Here is a 16,242-nt window from a genome sequence, read left to right as displayed (position 1 = left end):
TTCGCTTCGCAGCCGCGCCAGCGCCGGCGCCACAAGGGAGGCGCCCGCCGAGGCGAAGTACTGGATCGACAGCCGGCCCGTGCGGCCCTCCCGCAGATCGGCCAGCGCGCTCTCCGCCGCCGCGACGTGCTTGCCGATGACCGCTGCGTGTTCGGTGAGCAACTGCCCGGCGGCGGTGGGCCGTACGCCCCGGCCGACGCGTTCGAGCAGCGGCGTTCCCGCCTCCTTCTCCAGCGCCGCCACCTGCTGGCTGACGGCGGAGGGGGTGTACCCCAGATTCGCCGCTGCCGCCGTCACCGACCCGCTGGTGACCACCGCCCGGAGGACCTGCATGCGTCGCACATCAATCATGTAGGCAAGCTTAATGATTCATCCATATCTTTTCACTTGTCCTGACAGGTCGGGCTGAGGCAGCGTACGGAGCGGGATCTGAGGGGGAGGCTCGACGTGAACGTTTTCGGACGTGCGCAGGCATCGGTACGGATAGGCGTACTCGCGCTGCTGTGGGGATCGACGTTCCTGTGGATCAAGCTCGCGCTGGAGGGTCTGAGCCCGGCGCAGGTCACGCTCGGGCGCTGTGCGCTGGGGGCGCTCGTGCTGCTCGTCGCCTGCGCATGGGCACGTCGGCACCTTCCGCGCGACCGCCGCACCTGGGGTCACATCGTCGTGGCCGCCTTCTTCTGCAACGCCCTGCCCTTCGCGCTCTTCAGCATCGGCGAGCAGACCGTCGACTCCGGCGTGGCCGGAGTCCTGAACGCCACAACTCCGCTGTGGTCACTGCTCATCGGCGTCCTCATCGGCACGGAACGCACTCTGCGCGCCCTGCGCCTGTGCGGGCTCCTGCTCGGCTTCGCGGGGACGCTCCTGATCTTCGCTCCCTGGCAGCGGAACGGGCTCATGAGCTGGGGCGCTCTGGCCGTGATCGCAGCAGCGGCGAGCTACGCCGTGGCGTTCGCGTACATGGGACGCAAGCTCGTCGGCAAGGGGCACGCCACGCTCCCGCTCGCCGCCGCGCAACTCCTGGCGGCGACGGGACTGAGCATGCCGGCGCTGACCGCGGGCGGGCTGGAGCCGGTGAGGCCGGGCGCTGAAGTGCTCGTCGCCGTCGTCGCGTTGGGCGTCCTGTCCACCGGCGTCACGTTCTATCTCACCTACCGGGTCATCGCTGACGAGGGAGCGACCGACGCCGCGACCGTCGGGTATCTGCTGCCCGTCGTCTCGGTGGCCCTGGGCGCGATCGTCCTCGGTGAGGACGTCGGTCCGAGGGTGGTCGCGGGCATGGTGATCGTGCTCGCCGGTGTCGGCATGACGCGCAGGCACAAGGGAGCGCCGACGGCACCGGATGCACCTCCCGGTCACGTCACCGGTGCGGAGTCCGTCCCCCCGCTCTCCCCGCGCTGATCCCCCGGCCGGCCCAGGATGCGGGCCCGGGAGAGATCGCGGCGCCGGCCCTGGCCCCGGACCGGGAGCTGCCGTGCCGGGCGCCGGGGCCCTGCCTTCTCCCCTTCCGCTGCGCGGGCGGCACGTGCCAGCATGGGAGACATCCGGGGACGCCGACAGGGTGCCTCGAGACGACAAACAGGAGCGCAGCCATGTCTGATGCGCAGAAGCAGGACGGGCCCTCGAAGAAGCAGCCCGCCACTCTCTACGGCGGTGCACGCAACCGCCGCGTCACCGTCCGCGACCTGGGCGCCGCCAAGGAGCGCGGGGAACGCTGGCCGATGCTCACCGCGTACGACGCGATGACCGCCTCCGTCTTCGACGAGTCCGGGATCCCCGTCATGCTCGTCGGAGACTCGATGGGCAACTGCCATCTCGGCTACGAGAACACCGTCCCGGTCACCCTCGACGAGATGACCATGCTGACGGCCGCCGTCGTACGCGGCACCAAGCGTGCCCTCATCGTCGCCGACCTCCCGTTCGGCACGTACCAGGAGGGGCCCGTCCAGGCGCTGCGCAGCGCCACCCGGCTGGTCAAGGAGGCCGGAGCGGGAGCGGTGAAACTGGAGGGCGGCGAGCGCTCCGCGCACCAGATCGAGCTGATGGTGCAGTCCGGCATCCCGGTCATGGCGCACGTGGGTCTCACCCCGCAGTCCGTGCACGCGATGGGGTACCGGGTGCAGGGCCGCGGCGAGGAGGCCGCGCAGCAACTGCTGCGTGACGCCAAGGCCGTTCAGGACGCCGGAGCGTTCTCGGTGGTGCTCGAGGCGGTTCCGGCCGAGCTGGCCGCCGAGGTCACACGCTCGCTGCACGTGCCGACCATCGGCATCGGCGCGGGCCCCGAGACGGACGCGCAGGTTCTGGTGTGGACGGACATGGCGGGCCTGACGGCCGGCAGGGTCCCCAGCTTCGTCAAGCAGTACGCGCAGCTGCGCGAAACGCTCGGTGACGCCGCCAAGTCCTTCGCGCAGGACGTGATCTCGGGAGACTTCCCGGAGGCTCGGCACAGCTTCGAGTGATGCCGTACGGGCGCCACCGGCGGGCGCCGGCAGGGATCCCCCGCACGGGGATCGTCCCGTTGCAGGGCAGCTGTCGGTGATTTGTCGGTGGTGCCTGACATCTTTGACGCATGACGCGAGAGAACGCCACCGGCCGCGGCCTGAACGCCGTCGAAGTCCGCGGTCTGGTGAAGCACTTCGGGGAGACCAAAGCAGTCGACGGCATCGATCTTGACGTGCGCGAGGGCACCGTCATGGGGGTGCTCGGGCCGAACGGCGCGGGCAAGACCACGCTCGTTCGCATGCTCTCGACGCTCCTCGTGCCGGACGCCGGCACGGCCACCGTCGCCGGATACGACATCGTGCGCCAGCCCCGCCAGCTGCGCCGCACGATAGGCCTGACCGGGCAGTACGCCTCGGTCGACGAGAAGCTGTCCGGCCGGGAGAACCTCTACATGATCGGGCGGCTGCTCGATCTGCCGCGCGCCCGCGCCCGCCAGCGTGCCGACGAGTTGCTGGAGCGCTTCTCGCTGACGGAGACCGCCAAGCGCGCCGCAGGCAAGTACTCGGGCGGCATGCGCAGGCGGCTGGACCTGGCCGCGTCCATGATCGGACGTCCGAGCGTGCTGTTCCTGGACGAGCCGACCACGGGGCTGGATCCGCGCACCCGCAACGAGGTGTGGGCGGAGGTCCACAACATCGTCGCCGACGGCAACACCGTGCTGCTGACCACGCAGTACATGGAGGAGGCGGAGCAGCTCGCCCGCGAACTGACCGTCATCGACCGGGGGAAGATCGTCGCCGAGGGCCGGGTGCCGGAGCTGAAGGCCAAGGTCGGCGGCCGCACGCTGGAGATCCGTCCCGTCGAGCAGGGCGACCTGGCCCCCATGGCGGAGGCCCTCTCGGAGCGGGGCCTGGACGGCGTCGGCGGAGCCACGCCGGACGAGCGTACGGGCATCGTGACCGTGCCCATTCTCAGCGACGAGCAACTGACCGCCGTCGTCGGGCTGCTGGCGGCACGGGGATTCCCCATCGCCGACATCACGACCCATCTGCCCAGCCTGGACGAGGTGTTCCTGGCGATCACGGGCCAGAAGGCCACCCACCAGGACGAGTACAGCCACGAGGAGGCGGCGGCGTGACCACCACGACTGCTCCCGGGTCCATGGGCACGACGCCGTCCCCGGAGCCGGCGCCCGTCCGCAGGCGCGGCGACGAGGGCCGGATCGGGATCCGGGCCAACCTGCGTCACATCGGCGCCCTGTCCCGGCGCAACGCCCTGCAGATCAAGCAGGACCCGGAATCGATGATGGACGCGCTGCTGATGCCCATCATCTTCACGCTGCTGTTCGTCTACGTCTTCGGCGGTGCGATCGGCGGCGGCACCGACGGCGGCCGCGACGAGTACACGAACTACCTGCTGCCCGGCATGATGGCGATGATGGGCATGAACATCGCCATGGCCGTGGGCACCGGCATGAACGAGGACTTCCGCAAGGGCGTGATGGACCGCTTCCGTTCCATGCCCATCGCCCGCTCGTCGGTGCTGATCGCCAAGGTCGTCGTGGAGATCGGCCGGATGCTGATCACCATCATGGTGCTGCTCGCCGTGGGCTTCATCGTCGGCCTGGACATCGAGGGGCGCTGGCTGGGCCTGCTGGCCGCGATCGGGCTGACGACGGTGTTCGGCGCCTCCCTGGTGTGGATCTTCATGCTGCTGGGTCTGACCATGCGTACGGCGCAGGCCGTGCAGGGCATCTCCTTCGTGGTGCTCATGCCGCTGCAGTTCGGTTCGTCGATCTTCGTGCCGACGCAGACGATGCCGGGCTGGCTGGAAGCCTTCACGGACGTCAATCCGCTCACGCACGTCGCCAACGCCTCGCGGGGTCTGATGATGGGAGAGGGCGCTGTCGCAGTCCCGGCGTTGTGGACAGTGGTGTGGTCGGTGGGCCTCACGGCTGTCATGGCACCGGTGGCGATCGCCAAGTTCCGCAGGAAGACGTGAGGTTCGGGCCGCGTGGAGGTCCGTACGGCATCGCGCTGACCTCCCCCCGGCCCGTCCGCGCGAAAGCTTCGGTGAGCGGGGGGAGTTGGCCGGCCGGTTTCCGCTGCCGGTACGGTCGGACCTCATGACCAGCGCCTCGACCCACCCCGATCACCACCGCATCAGCCCCGTCTTCCTGGGGCTCGCCGCGATCATGGCCGTCTCCGGCTGGGCGGTCTGGTCGGGTCTGGCCGAGGTGACGGGCGTCGCGGTCTTCTTCTTCGTCGTCTCGGGCTGGATCGTCTCGCTGTGTCTGCACGAGTACGCCCACGCCCGTGCGGCGCTGCGCAGCGGGGACGAGTCGGTCGCCGCGAAGGGCTATCTCACCCTCAACCCGCTGAAGTACACGCACGCCATGCTGAGCATCGTGCTGCCGGTCATCTTCGTCGTCCTCGGCGGCATCGGGCTGCCGGGCGGCGCGGTCTACATCGAGCGCGGCCGCATCCGGGGGCGCTGGAAGCACAGCCTGATCTCAGCCGCGGGACCTCTCACGAACGCCCTGTTCGCGGCGATACTCACCGCGCCGTTCTGGCTGGGCGCGATGGCCGACGTGCCGTTCGCCTTCCGCTACGCCCTGGCGTTCCTCGCGATGCTGCAGGTGACGGCCGCGATCCTCAACCTGCTTCCGGTGCCCGGCCTCGACGGCTACGGCGTGCTGGAACCGTGGCTCTCCCCCGCGGCACGGCGTCAGGCGGAGCCCTTCGCCCCGTTCGGCCTGCTGGTCGTCTTCGGCTGCCTGTGGATCCCGGCGGTGAACGCGGTCTTCTGGGACTCCATCGGCAACGTGATGCAGGTGCTGGACGTCACGGACCTGGACATCGGTTACGGCTACGACTACTTCCGCTTCTGGCAGGGCGAGCCGGAGCTGTCGGTCACACCCCTGCCGTAAGCCGCTCAGGAGTCGCCGTTCGCGGGGGCGGGCGTCCGGCGTGCCCTGCGCCCGTAGTACCAGGCCATGTTGGAGGCCAGCCCCGCCAGCAGGACCCATACGACGCCGAACCAGCTGCCCTTGGCGAAGGAGACGACCGCCGCGATGACGGCGAGCGCACAGAGGACGGTGGCGTAGCGGGCGATCCCCCGGGCCGAGCGGGACGATGCGGCGGGGGCGGCGGGGGCGGACATGCGGGCGGCTCCAGTCGGACGGTCCGGTGCGAGGACCGGCGGCGGTACGGGACATGCGGGCGGTGCGTACAGCTGACGCACCGCCCCGGCATTCTCCCCCATCACCGGCCAAGCTCCTCAGGCGAGCCCGCATCCGCGGCGCTCACCGGCCGCGGCCCGCCCCGCGGATCACACGTCGGTGAGCCGGATGCCCGCGTGCACCTTGTAGCGACGGTTGACGGAGACCAGGTTGGCGACCAGCGACTCGACCTGGTGGGCGTTGCGCAGCCGGCCCGCGAAGATGCCGCGCATCCCCGGGATGCGCTCCGCCAGCGCCTGCACGACGGCGCAGTCCTCCCGCACCTCGCCGAGCACCATCACATCGGTGTCGATCTTCTCGACGGAGGCGTCGGAGAGCAGCACGGCGGAGAGGTGGTGGAAGGCCGCCGTGACGCGCGAGTCCGGCAGCAGGGCTGCGGCCTGCTGTGCGGCGCTGCCCTCCTCGGGACGGATCGCGTAGGCGCCCTTCTTGTCGAAGCCGAGCGGGTTGACGCAGTCGACGACGAGCTTGCCGCGCAGATCCTCGCGGAGCGCCTCGAGCGTCCGTGCGTGGCCGTCCCACGGCACGGCCACGATCACGACGTCGGAACGGCGCGCGCACTCGGCGTTCTCCGCACCCTCCACTCCCGATCCCAGTTCGTCCGCGGCCTGCTGGGCGCGTTCGGCGGCGCGCGACCCGATGATGACGGACTGCCCCGCGCGCGCCAGCCGGTAGGCCAGACCGCGTCCTTGGTCGCCGGTGCCGCCGAGCACTCCGACGGTGAGGCCGGAGACGTCGGGCAGGTCCCAGGGGTCCTTCTTCGGGGCGGCCGAGGAGGATGCGGAGGAGGATTCAGGAGAAGGCGAAGTCATACGGGCGATCCTGCCACCCGGTGCCGTCCCCGCGCCGCACTCCTGATGGTGAAGGTGATCACGTGCGGGCAGCGGCCTCCAGCAGCTCCCGCACCGCGATCCGGCGGAAGGTGATCGTCGAGTACGGGCTCGTCTCCCCCGTCTCGTACAGCAGCCCGAGCGTGCCGTCGTCGACGCGGACCAGATCCGAGTACGCGGCCGGGAGGTCGTCGACGGTGTGCACCGGCAGCCAGTTCGCACCGCCGTCGAGGCTGGCCCGAACGGTCATCCTCCGCCGCTCCTCGGGATCCGCGGGTGCGGAGAAGAGGAGTACGTCGGGGTCGCGCAGCTGAAGCACGCTCGCCTCCACCACGGGGGCGGTCAGTGCGGGTTGCGGCCGGAAGGGCGCGAGGAGTGTCTCACCGCCGTCTGCGGAGTGGGCGTCGGCGCGGTGCTCGGGAGCGACGGCCTCGGTGCGGGTGTTGAAGTAGACGCGTCCGTCGGGGAGTTCGGCCGCCGTGGTCTCGTTGACGTTGACCTGGCCGTCGGGGTTGTCGTCGACGTAGCCGATGCTCCACGTCACCCCGCCGTCGTCGCTGAGCAGGTCGTGACCGCCGTTGTAGCGGCCCTCGGTGCCCACGTCCTCCCCCGTCGGCGGGATCGAGTGGTTGGCCGGCACGACGATGCGGCCCGCGTACGGACCCTGCTCAAGAAGCAGGGCGTGGCCGGGAGTTGTCGCATACCAGCGCCAGTGCGGCAGCTTCGCCGTCTCCGTGATCTCCACCGGTGCGGACCAGCTCGCCCCGGCGTCCTCGCTGCGCTGCACCCACACGCGTCGTGCGTCGGCCGCACCGACCTCGCCACGCCGGATGCGCGACTCCGTCGCCTCGGCACCGTTGGTGACGAACACGAGGGCGATGCACCCGGTGGTGCGGGGGTCGCCCGCAGGTGCCGGAATCACCACGGGCGAGGGGTTGCCGGCGGTGCCGGATCCGAAGGTGGCGACGACCTTCATCTCCTCCCAGCTCAGCCCGCCGTCGGCCGATCTCCGCGAGACGATGTCGATGTCCCCTGCATCTCCCGAGGAGTTGACGCGCCCCTCGGCGAACGCGAGAAGGGCACCGTCGGGGGCGAGCACACAGGCCGGGATGCGGAAGCTGGAGTAGCCCTCGCTCCCCGCTCGGAAGGGGACAGAGGTCTCGTACGGCATGGGTGTGCTCCCAACTTCCGGGCACGGGACGTCACTTCGACGGAACTGAAAGTAATCAGACCGCGACGGAGCGTCAAGGAAACGGGAGATGAACGCTTTCCCGCTTCCCCCCTTCGGGTCCGCCGCGTCACATCCGTACGAGTGACCACAGCCGAATCGCCCGCCCCGCCACGGCTGTTGCGGCATCATGCCGGGCCATGGATGCCGTACGCGTCGCACATCTGAGGGAAGTGCTCGCCGGGACCGAATGGGTGCAGTCCACCCGTCGGTTCGCAGGCTCCCTGCGCGCGTCTGTCGGCGCACGCAGGGGTGGGCTGCTGCTGGTGGGGAGCGAGTCGTACGAGCCGTGGCACCTTGCCGCGCACCTGGACGACGAGGCCGCCTGGTCCGGGCTGCCCGAGCTGTCACCGACGCTCGTACGGCACCGCGTACCGCCCTCGGCGCCGGCGCACCTGTCCGCCGGGCTGGGCAGGATCGAGGCGGCGGGGCGCAGGGAGACCGTGCTCGTCGTGACGGCGGAGGAGCCCGGCGCCGAACTGCTGGAGCGGGTGCAGGACGCGCGGCGGGCGGGAGCGACCGTGCTGGCTCTCGACGACGGCGACGCCGGAGACCTGAGCGAGCTGCACGGGATCGCACACGACGCCCTGAGCGCGGACGCGGCCGAAGTCGACCTCGACACCGTCCAGCACCTGGTCAGCGCGGCGGCCGGGGAGAGCTTCCCCGGCCGCGGCGGACCCGGCGGCGCACCCGGTCTGCCCTCGGCCGGCACCAGGCGCAGGCCCTTCCGCGACCGCCTCTCGCGCATCGCCGACCAACTCTCCGCGCCCCCGCCCTCCCGCTGGTGACCGGCCCTCCCTCGTTCTGTTCGACGATCGCTATGCTGCTGCCGAAACGATCGAACGAACATGCACGGAAATGACAAGGGGCTCGCATGCGGGAGCCGGTGGAGCGCAGACGCCAGCGGATACTCGACGCCGTACGCTCGCGCGGAACGGCACGGGTGACCGACCTCGCCGCCGAGCTGGAGGTCTCCGTCGTCACCGTGCGGCGCGACGTCGAAGAGCTGGCGCGGGGCGGCGAGTTGCGACGGGGACACGGCGTCGCGCGCTCGACGGCGCCGCTCGCGGCGGACGACGGCCTGACCGGCACCGGGGCGCTGACCGGCGCTTCATCCCCGCAGGACGGTGACGCCGTCGGTCTGGTCGTCCCCGAGCGCCATTCGTACCTCTTCGAAGCGGTGCACGGAGCCCGCGCCGTGGTGGAGGCGGCCGGGATGCGCTTGGCGATGCACATCGCCCCGCACGCACCCGCGTCGGAACATGCCATGTCGCTGCGGGCTCTGGAGAGCGGTGTGCGGGGGCTGTTGATCGCTCCACGCTGGCGCAGCGCCGCCGCGGAGCGCGACGACTACGACTGGCTCGCCGGGCTGGACGTGCCGACCGTGCTGATGGAACGGCGCCCCTCGCCCGGGAGTTCGCTGCACGCCATGGACTCCGTACGCTCCGACCACTGGTACGGCGTCCATCTCGCGCTGGAACACCTCACGGCGCTCGGCCACCGCAGGATCGTGCTCGCAGCCCGGGACGACAGCCCGACGGCCCGGACGCTGCGGTCGGCTTTCGCGCAGATCGCCACTGAGCACGAAGGGATCGACGACTGGGTGGTCGTCCTCAGCTCCCCGGGTGCCGTGCCCGAGCCGGCGGCACCGGAGTCCTCCACCCCGCCACTGGATCTGGCAGCGGTTCTCCGTGAGCGCCGCGCGACGGCTGCGATCCTGCACGGTGACGTCGATGCGCTGATGCTGGTGCAGCAGTTGCAGGACGCGGGGCTTCAAGTGCCGCGCGACTGCTCGGTGATCGCGTACGACGACGTGGTGGCGGCCCTGGGGAGCACGCCGTTGTCGGCCGTGGCCCCGCCGAAGGAGGAAATCGGGCGCGCTGCCGCCGAGTTGCTGCTGCGGCGTCTCGCACACCCGCCCGGCGCCCGCCCGGAAGCGGTGCGCAGGATGGAACTGCTTCCCGACCTGAAGGTTCGCGGTTCGACGGCGCGGGCCTCCCAATAGCCGCTCCCATGCGATCGTTTGACCGTTTGAACTTTCTTCTGATCGATCCATTGACCCTTTCACAGACGGCGATCAGGATGCCGGTGATTCCCCTCGCCCCGTGGGAGGCACCGTGCGCCGTCCTCGAATCCCTCGTCCCCTGCTCGCCGCAGCCGCCGTACTGCCGGTGCTGTGTGCGAGCGCCTGCACGGGAGGCAGCGCGGAAGCAGACGCCGGCCGCGGGCCGGTGCACATCACCTTCTGGTCGGCCCTGCGCGGCAGTCAGGAGGTGGTCGACGCCTACAACAAGACGCACGACGACATCCACGTCGACTTCCAGCAGGTGCCCTCCGGCGCACAGGGCGGCTACGCGAAACTCAGCAACGCCGCACGCGCCGGCAACGCACCCGACGTGGCCACCATCGAATACCCCCAGCTTCCGGAATTCGCCATCGACGGTGTCGCCCGCGACATCAGCCCGATGGTCGGTAAGAGGCTCAGGGAGAAGCTCCTCCCGCAGGCCTTCTCCCTGACGACGTTCGAGAACCGCGTCTTCAGCGTCCCGCTCGACGTCGAACCGATGGTCCTGATCTACCGCAAGGACCTCTTCAAGGCCGCAGGTGTTCAACCGCCGCGCACCTGGGGCGAGTTCGAGGACGCCGCCCGCACCGTCAAGAAGGAACGGCCCCACTCCCGCATCGTCAACCTCCCCACCGACGGCGGCCCTCACCTGGCCGCTCTCAGCTGGCAGGCCGGAGCGCGCTGGTTCGACACGAGGGGCGGGGCCTGGCACGTGTCCCTGACGGACGCGCCCACCCGCAAGGTCATGACGTACTGGCAGCGGCTGATCGACCGGGACCTGGTGTTCGCCAATCCGGGCGAGAGCCAGCAGGGAGACGCTCAGCTCGGCAACGGCGAGGTCCTCGCCAAGCTGACCGGCGCATGGGACGCAGGGGCCCTGATGTCCTCCTACCCGGAGCAGAAGGGCAAGTGGGCCGTCGCACCGATGCCCCAGTGGGACCCGGACAAGCCGCGGGTCGGCACCCTCGGCGGCTCCACCTTCGCCGTCACCAAGGACAGCAGGAACCCGAAGGCGGCCATGGACTTCATCGAATGGCAGGTCACCAGCCCCGACGCGCTGCGTGCCCGTCTCTCCAGCGGTCTCAGCAGCCAGTACCCGGCCGCGCCGGGACTCCTGCCGACCGCACGGAAGGCGATGGACACCAGCTTCTTCGGCGGACAGGACATCTACAGGACCTTCCGCAGGGAGGCCGAGCTGATCTCCGGCCCCTGGATGTGGGGGCCCCGGATGACCGCGACACTCAAGACCGTTCAGGACGGGTCCGCACGGGCGAGCGCGGGCAGCGGCTCGCTGCTGGAGGCGCTGCGCGAGGGGCAGCGCGCGACCATGCCCGACCTCGAAGCCCTCGGCCTGCGCACCACCGAGTCCCGCAACTGACAGGACAGGGGACACGGCGCGGCACCGCCGGCCCCGGCGCACGTCCCCTGCACCCGACCCACGTACCCGCTGACCAGCAGAGAGGCAGGTGAGCCCGATGAGCACGACCACCTCCGCAGCAACACACCCCGCACGCGCCGGCACTGCCGACGGCCTACGGCCGGGACGGCGCGGCGCCCTACCCGGCAAGCCCGGCACCCGTTCCGCCGCACGCAGCCGCGAACTGGGCGCCTGCGGCGTGCTGATGGCGCCGTTCTTCGTCCTCCTGCTGACGGTCTTCGTGATCCCCGTCTTCGGTGCCGTCCAGCTCAGCTTCTTCAGCGACGATCAGCCCGGGCTCGGCTTCGGGCCCGAACGTACGGTGTTCGTGGGGCTGCGCAGCTATCAGGCCGTGCTCTCCGACCCCACGTTCCTGGCCGGACTGGGCGTGACGGCGCTCTATCTCGTCATCTACATCCCGCTGCTGGTCGTGGCTGCGCTCGCCCTCGCACTGATCCTGGACTCCGGTGCGGTGCGGCTGCGCCGAACGGCCCAGCTCGGCCTGTTCCTTCCGCACGCCGTGCCCGGAATCATCGCCGCCGTCATCTGGCTCTACCTCTACACGCCGGGCCTGAGCCCCGTCGTCGACATCCTCGGCAAGGCCGACATCACCGTCGACCTCCTCGGTCTGCACACCGTGCTGCCCGCGATCGTGAACATCGCGATGTGGAGCAACCTCGGCTACAACATGGTGATCTTCTACGCGGCGCTTCAGGCCGTGCCCCGCGAAGTCATCGAAGCGTCGGTCATCGACGGAGCCGGCCCGGTGCGGGCGGCGCTGCGCGTGAAGGTGCCGCTGATCCGCCCGTCGCTCGTCATGGTCGCGATGTTCACGCTCATCGGGGCGCTCCAGCTGTTCACCGAGCCGATGCTGCTGAGCCAGTCGACTCCCATGGTCGGCAGCCGCTTCACCCCGAACATGTACATCTTCGACGCGGCATTCACCCGCAACAACTACGGCCTGGCGGCGGCCGCTTCCGTGGTCCTGCTCGCCGCGACCATCGCCCTCTCCTACGGCGTCTCGCGCTGGAGCAACCGGACCGGCACCCCGCAGGAGGACGACCGATGAGCAGCACCCCCGCCGCGATGCGTCCCCGGCTGCTCGGCCGCGGAGCCGTCAACGCCCTCGTCGCGCTGTTCGTCCTCTACACACTGCTGCCCGTGCTGTGGCTGCTGCTCGCTGCGGCGAAGGAGCGGGACGCCCTCTTCAGCAGCAACCTGCTCTCCCTGGGCGATTTCTCGCCCGTCCGGAACCTCTCCGAACTCTTCGCCATGGACGGCGGTCTCTACGGCCGCTGGTACGTCAACAGCCTGCTGTACGCGGTCGTCGGGGCGTTCATCGGCTCGCTGCTGAGCGTCGCCTGCGGCTACGCCTTCGACAAGTACCGCTTCGCGCACAAGGAGAAGCTGTTCGCTCTGGTGCTGGCCGGGGTGATGGTGCCGCCGACGGTGCTGGCGTTGCCGCTGTATCTGATGGCGTCGCAGACCGGACTGGTCAACACCTTCTGGTCGGTCTTCATCCCCGTCCTGTTCAACCCGTTCGGCGTCTACCTGGGCCGGATCTTCAGCCGGGGCTATGTGCCGGACGAAGTGCTGGAGGCGTCCCGGATGGACGGCGCCGGCGAACTCCAGACCTATCTGCGCGTGTCGCTGCGGATGCTGGGGCCGGGGTTCGTCACCGTCTTCCTCTTCCAGCTGACGGCCATCTGGAACAACTTCTTCCTGCCGATGGTGATGCTCTCCGACCAGGAGCTCTATCCGGTCAGCCTCGGGCTGTACGCCTGGAACAGCAACGCCTCCGTATCGCCCGAGTACTACCCCGTGGTGGTCACCGGTTCGCTGCTCGCCATCCTGCCGCTGATCGCTGCCTTCGTACTGCTCCAGCGGTACTGGCGCTCGGGCCTCACAGCGGGCAGCGTCAAGTAGCACCAGTCACCGGCCGGTTCGCCCAGGAGAGACATGCCGAAACCCCAGCACGGTCCCGTCCGTCGTCCTCGCGCCGCGCTCGCCATGAGCGCCGCCGCGGCCGGAAGCGTCCTCGACGCCGCGTCCCTCGCCGCGCTCGCCGAGCACACCGACCTCGAGCCCCTGCCCCCGCTGGACGACTTCGGCACCGACCGGGCACGCCGGGTACTCGCGGAGACCGAGCTGCTGATCACCGGCTGGGGCTGCCCGCCCGTCGACGGCGCCGTACTCGAGGCCGCCCCCAAGCTGCGTGCCGTCGCGCACACGGCCGGCAGCGTACGGGGACATGTGACCGACGCCTGCTGGGACCGCGGCATCGAGGTCTCGTCCGCCGCCGCGGCCAACGCGCTTCCCGTCGCGGAGTACACCGTCGCGATGATCCTGCTCTCCGGGAAGCGGATCCTCGAATCCGCCCGCGCCTACGCCTCCGACCGGGCCAGAGGCGAGTGGCTGGTCCCCGACTCCGGAAGGGGCAACTACCGGCGCACGGTGGGCATCCTCAGCGCTTCCCTGATCGGGCGCCGGGTCATCGAGCTGCTGCGCCCGTACGACATGACGGTGCTGCTGCACGACCCGTACGTGACCGCCGAGGAGGCGAAGGCTCTGGGGGTACGGCCGGTGCCGCTGCCCGAACTCTTCGCCACGAGCGACGTGGTGAGCGTCCACACCCCCCTGCTCCCCGAGACGCACGGTCTGGTGAACGGCCGACTCCTCGCCGCACTGCGGCCGGACGCCACCCTCATCAACACCGCACGCGGCGCTGTCCTCGACCAGGACGCCCTCACCGAGGCCGTCCTCTCGGGCCGCATCCGCGCGGTCCTGGACGTCACCGAACCCGAGGTGCTGCCGCGCGAACACCCGCTCTGGGACTGCGAGAACGTGCTGATCACCCCGCACGTCGCCGGGTCCCAGGGCAACGAACTGCGGCGGCTCGCCGACCTGACGGTCTCCGAAGTCGCCCGCTGGACCTCCGGCGAGGGCTTCGCCCACCCCGTACGACGCGAAAGGCTGGCGTTCCTGGCATGACCGCTGCTGCTCCCACCGCCGTCACCCCGCCGTTCGATCTGCCGCCCGAGGACAGGGAGTTGAGCCCCTGGACCGGCTGGACCCGTGCGCACTGGGAGACCACCGCCGACGGACTCCTCACCGCTGCCCGGAAGTTCGCCACCCCTCGCGGAGCGATGCTCGACCTGCCCGGCCGCCCGTCCCGGACGGGGGTGCGCTCCGACGGGCTGGAAGGCTACGCACGCACCTTCCTCGCCGCCGCGTTCCGCGTCGCCGGCGCCGGCGGGCGTGACCCGCACGGCTGGATGGACCAGTACGCCGAGGGGCTGGCCGCCGGCACCCGCACCCCGGGTCGTGAGGACGCCGAGTCCTGGCCGCCGATCCTCGACCACACCGTGTTCGGCCAGCCGATGGTCGAGTCCGCATCCGTCGCCCTCGGGCTGCGGCTGACCCGCCCATGGCTGTGGGACCGGCTGGACCCGGGCGTACAGGACCGCGCCGAGGCATGGCTGCGGGGAGCGCTGCGCCATGTCCCGGCGCCGAACAACTGGTACCTCTTCCCGCTGACCGTCGCCGGGTTCCTGGAGTCCGTGGGGCGCGGCGACCGGGAGACGTGGCTCGCGGTCGAGCGCGGACTGGAGCTTCTGGAGAGCTGGTACCGCGGCGACGGCTGGTACAGCGACGGCGACGGCAGGGCCTTCGACCACTACAACGGCTGGGCCCTGCACCTGTATCCGCTGCTGCACGCCCATCTCACGCAGGACACCGCGCAGTTGGCACATCACGGTGCCAGGCTCCGGTCGCACCTCGAAAGCTTCGCCCTGCTCTTCGACGGCAACGGCGCACCGCTGCACTTCGGACGGTCCCTGACCTACCGCTTCGCCGCGAACGCAGCCGTCGCGCTCGGGGCGCTGACCGGGCACACGCCCCTCGCACCGGGCGTCTCCCGGCGGCTGCTGAGCGGCTCGGTGCGCTACTTCCTGGACCGGGGCGCGCTGAACCAGGACGGGCTGCTCTCCCTGGGCTGGCACGGCCCGCACGCGGCGACCCTCCAGACCTATTCGGGCCCGGCCTCCCCGTACTGGGCGTCGAAGGGCCTCCTCCCACTGCTGATCCCCGAGGACGACCCCCTGTGGACCGCCCGGGAGGAGGCGACGCCCAGCGAGGGCCCCGACCGTGCCGTCGCGCTGCCCTCGGCGGGACTGCTGATCCAGACGACGGGCCGCGACGGTCTCGTACGGCTGCACAACCACGGCAGCGATCACGTGCCTCCCCACGAGGGCGAGAGGGCGGACGCCTCGGATCCGCTGTACGCGCGCCTGGCCTACTCCACCCGGACCGGCCCGACCGCGAGCGCCAACACCCCCGACAACCACTTCGCCGTGGAGCTGCGCGCCCCGCACGGCGGCAGCGTCTCCAGCGCCCGCGTGCGCATCCGTCCGATGGGCGCGGGTGCCGCTCCCGACGGCAGTTGGGGCTGGGCGGCCTCCTGGCACACGCCCGTCTTCTCCTCCGGCGCCCCGATGGTGCCGGGGATGCGGGTGCAGAGCGCGACGTTCGTGCGCGGCCCCTTCGAACTGCACGTGCACCGGGTGGTGGGAGCACCCACGGGTGCGCGCGTACGGCTGACGGGCTGGGCGTCGGGCCCGGAACCCGAGCCGCACGAGTCCTCGTCGCACGCACCCGTCTCACACGAAGAGGTGACGACCGCGCTGCACGGACTGCACGGCTGGGACGCGTCCGGCCCGTCCACGCTGCGAGCTCCGCAGGGCACGGCCTTCACCCGCTGGGCGCAGGTGCCCTCGTTGACGGGCGAGGCGACAGGCACGGCGCTCTTCGTCGCCCTGGCCACGCTCACCGGCGAGGCCGGCGGTACGGACCGGAGCGACGGGACCGGCGGCACGGAGCGGCCCCCGCTGCACGAGGCGGCGGCGCTGCTGTCCGCCGACGAGTCGTCAGCGGAGGTCCGCTGGACGTCGGACGGCGCCCGTACCCGTATCGCCTTCACGCCCGACGAGGCCGATGTCGTGGTCACCCTCCAGTAGAAAT

The 16,242-nt window shown here is 70.8% G+C and carries 16 protein-coding genes; 12 read left to right on the top strand and 4 right to left on the bottom strand.

The window, feature by feature from the left end; translation table 11 throughout:
* A partial coding sequence (locus H5J26_RS11185; protein WP_181765633.1) for a LysR family transcriptional regulator occupies nt 1-351 on the bottom strand: 351 nt, incomplete at its 3' end.
* A 96-nt stretch (nt 352-447) separates the two neighbouring features.
* On the opposite strand from H5J26_RS11185, the gene H5J26_RS11180 reads away from it, so the two are divergent.
* The 5 genes from H5J26_RS11180 to H5J26_RS11160 all read left to right on the top strand — a co-directional run bounded on the left by H5J26_RS11180 (nt 448) and on the right by H5J26_RS11160 (nt 5,371).
* Nucleotides 448-1,401 (top strand): DMT family transporter, encoded by a 954-nt coding sequence (locus H5J26_RS11180; protein WP_181765632.1) that lies wholly within the window; start codon nt 448-450, stop codon nt 1,399-1,401.
* A gap of 191 nt (nt 1,402-1,592) precedes the next feature.
* On the top strand, nt 1,593-2,459 hold the full coding sequence (gene panB / locus H5J26_RS11175) for a 3-methyl-2-oxobutanoate hydroxymethyltransferase (protein WP_181765631.1): 867 nt from the start codon (nt 1,593-1,595) through the stop codon (nt 2,457-2,459).
* 110 nt (nt 2,460-2,569) lie between these two features.
* Entirely contained in the window at nt 2,570-3,580 is a 1,011-nt protein-coding gene (locus H5J26_RS11170; protein WP_181765630.1) for an ATP-binding cassette domain-containing protein, read from the top strand.
* Between the two features lie 23 nt (nt 3,581-3,603).
* The gene (locus H5J26_RS11165; protein WP_181765638.1) at nt 3,604-4,443 is read left to right on the top strand and encodes an ABC transporter permease; all 840 of its coding nucleotides are present in this window, start codon (nt 3,604-3,606) and stop codon (nt 4,441-4,443) included.
* 124 nt (nt 4,444-4,567) lie between these two features.
* Nucleotides 4,568-5,371 carry a site-2 protease family protein gene (locus H5J26_RS11160; RefSeq protein ID WP_181765629.1) on the top strand — a complete coding sequence of 268 codons (804 nt, stop codon included), beginning with the start codon at nt 4,568-4,570 and terminating at the stop codon, nt 5,369-5,371.
* A gap of 5 nt (nt 5,372-5,376) precedes the next feature.
* On the opposite strand, the gene H5J26_RS11155 is transcribed toward H5J26_RS11160, so the two are convergent.
* The 3 genes from H5J26_RS11155 to H5J26_RS11145 all read right to left on the bottom strand — a co-directional run bounded on the left by H5J26_RS11155 (nt 5,377) and on the right by H5J26_RS11145 (nt 7,684).
* The gene (locus tag H5J26_RS11155) at nt 5,377-5,604 is read right to left on the bottom strand and encodes a hypothetical protein (RefSeq protein ID WP_181765637.1); all 228 of its coding nucleotides are present in this window, start codon (nt 5,602-5,604) and stop codon (nt 5,377-5,379) included.
* A gap of 168 nt (nt 5,605-5,772) precedes the next feature.
* Nucleotides 5,773-6,495 (bottom strand): NADPH-dependent F420 reductase, encoded by a 723-nt coding sequence (npdG, locus tag H5J26_RS11150; protein WP_181765628.1) that lies wholly within the window; start codon nt 6,493-6,495, stop codon nt 5,773-5,775.
* Nucleotides 6,496-6,553: 58 nt separating this feature from the next.
* Complete coding sequence (locus H5J26_RS11145; RefSeq protein WP_181765627.1) at nt 6,554-7,684, bottom strand: sialidase family protein; 1,131 nt, start codon at nt 7,682-7,684, stop codon at nt 6,554-6,556.
* 197 nt (nt 7,685-7,881) lie between these two features.
* Here H5J26_RS11145 and H5J26_RS11140 point away from each other — a divergent pair, with 197 nt between their 5' ends.
* The 7 genes from H5J26_RS11140 (at nt 7,882) to H5J26_RS11110 (ending at nt 16,238) form a co-directional block, all read left to right on the top strand.
* On the top strand, nt 7,882-8,529 hold the full coding sequence (locus tag H5J26_RS11140; protein WP_181765626.1) for a hypothetical protein: 648 nt from the start codon (nt 7,882-7,884) through the stop codon (nt 8,527-8,529).
* A gap of 86 nt (nt 8,530-8,615) precedes the next feature.
* Complete coding sequence (locus H5J26_RS11135; RefSeq protein WP_181765625.1) at nt 8,616-9,746, top strand: substrate-binding domain-containing protein; 1,131 nt, start codon at nt 8,616-8,618, stop codon at nt 9,744-9,746.
* Nucleotides 9,747-9,858: 112 nt separating this feature from the next.
* On the top strand, nt 9,859-11,184 hold the full coding sequence (locus H5J26_RS11130) for a sugar ABC transporter substrate-binding protein (protein WP_309237867.1): 1,326 nt from the start codon (nt 9,859-9,861) through the stop codon (nt 11,182-11,184).
* A gap of 97 nt (nt 11,185-11,281) precedes the next feature.
* Nucleotides 11,282-12,292 carry a carbohydrate ABC transporter permease gene (locus H5J26_RS11125; protein WP_181765624.1) on the top strand — a complete coding sequence of 337 codons (1,011 nt, stop codon included), beginning with the start codon at nt 11,282-11,284 and terminating at the stop codon, nt 12,290-12,292.
* On the top strand, nt 12,289-13,149 hold the full coding sequence (locus H5J26_RS11120) for a carbohydrate ABC transporter permease (protein ID WP_181765623.1): 861 nt from the start codon (nt 12,289-12,291) through the stop codon (nt 13,147-13,149). Before H5J26_RS11125 ends, H5J26_RS11120 begins: the two co-directional genes overlap by 4 nt.
* A 33-nt stretch (nt 13,150-13,182) precedes the next feature.
* Nucleotides 13,183-14,214, top strand: a complete 1,032-nt coding sequence (locus H5J26_RS11115) for a hydroxyacid dehydrogenase (RefSeq protein ID WP_181765622.1) — start codon at nt 13,183-13,185, stop codon at nt 14,212-14,214.
* On the top strand, nt 14,211-16,238 hold the full coding sequence (locus H5J26_RS11110) for a DUF2264 domain-containing protein (protein ID WP_181765621.1): 2,028 nt from the start codon (nt 14,211-14,213) through the stop codon (nt 16,236-16,238). The genes H5J26_RS11115 and H5J26_RS11110 overlap by 4 nt, the downstream gene beginning before the upstream one ends.
* Nucleotides 16,239-16,242 lie beyond the last annotated feature (4 nt).

It is taken from the genome of Streptomyces albidus (ex Kaewkla and Franco 2022) (assembly GCF_013870515.1).
In the GTDB taxonomy this organism is placed as follows: Bacteria; Actinomycetota; Actinomycetes; order Streptomycetales; family Streptomycetaceae; genus Streptomyces; species Streptomyces albidus.
This window is presented reverse-complemented; position numbering and strand designations above follow the sequence as displayed.

Coding starts and splice junctions, on each gene's coding strand:
- H5J26_RS11125 (WP_181765624.1), top strand. CDS start 11,282: ATGAGCACGACCACCTCCGCAGCAACACACCCCGCACGCGCCGGCACT.
- H5J26_RS11165 (WP_181765638.1), top strand. CDS start 3,604: ATGGGCACGACGCCGTCCCCGGAGCCGGCGCCCGTCCGCAGGCGCGGC.
- H5J26_RS11145 (WP_181765627.1), bottom strand. CDS start 7,684: ATGCCGTACGAGACCTCTGTCCCCTTCCGAGCGGGGAGCGAGGGCTAC.
- H5J26_RS11155 (WP_181765637.1), bottom strand. CDS start 5,604: ATGTCCGCCCCCGCCGCCCCCGCCGCATCGTCCCGCTCGGCCCGGGGG.
- H5J26_RS11110 (WP_181765621.1), top strand. CDS start 14,211: ATGACCGCTGCTGCTCCCACCGCCGTCACCCCGCCGTTCGATCTGCCG.
- H5J26_RS11160 (WP_181765629.1), top strand. CDS start 4,568: ATGACCAGCGCCTCGACCCACCCCGATCACCACCGCATCAGCCCCGTC.
- npdG (WP_181765628.1), bottom strand. CDS start 6,495: ATGACTTCGCCTTCTCCTGAATCCTCCTCCGCATCCTCCTCGGCCGCC.
- H5J26_RS11115 (WP_181765622.1), top strand. CDS start 13,183: ATGCCGAAACCCCAGCACGGTCCCGTCCGTCGTCCTCGCGCCGCGCTC.
- H5J26_RS11135 (WP_181765625.1), top strand. CDS start 8,616: ATGCGGGAGCCGGTGGAGCGCAGACGCCAGCGGATACTCGACGCCGTA.
- H5J26_RS11140 (WP_181765626.1), top strand. CDS start 7,882: ATGGATGCCGTACGCGTCGCACATCTGAGGGAAGTGCTCGCCGGGACC.
- panB (WP_181765631.1), top strand. CDS start 1,593: ATGTCTGATGCGCAGAAGCAGGACGGGCCCTCGAAGAAGCAGCCCGCC.
- H5J26_RS11120 (WP_181765623.1), top strand. CDS start 12,289: ATGAGCAGCACCCCCGCCGCGATGCGTCCCCGGCTGCTCGGCCGCGGA.
- H5J26_RS11170 (WP_181765630.1), top strand. CDS start 2,570: ATGACGCGAGAGAACGCCACCGGCCGCGGCCTGAACGCCGTCGAAGTC.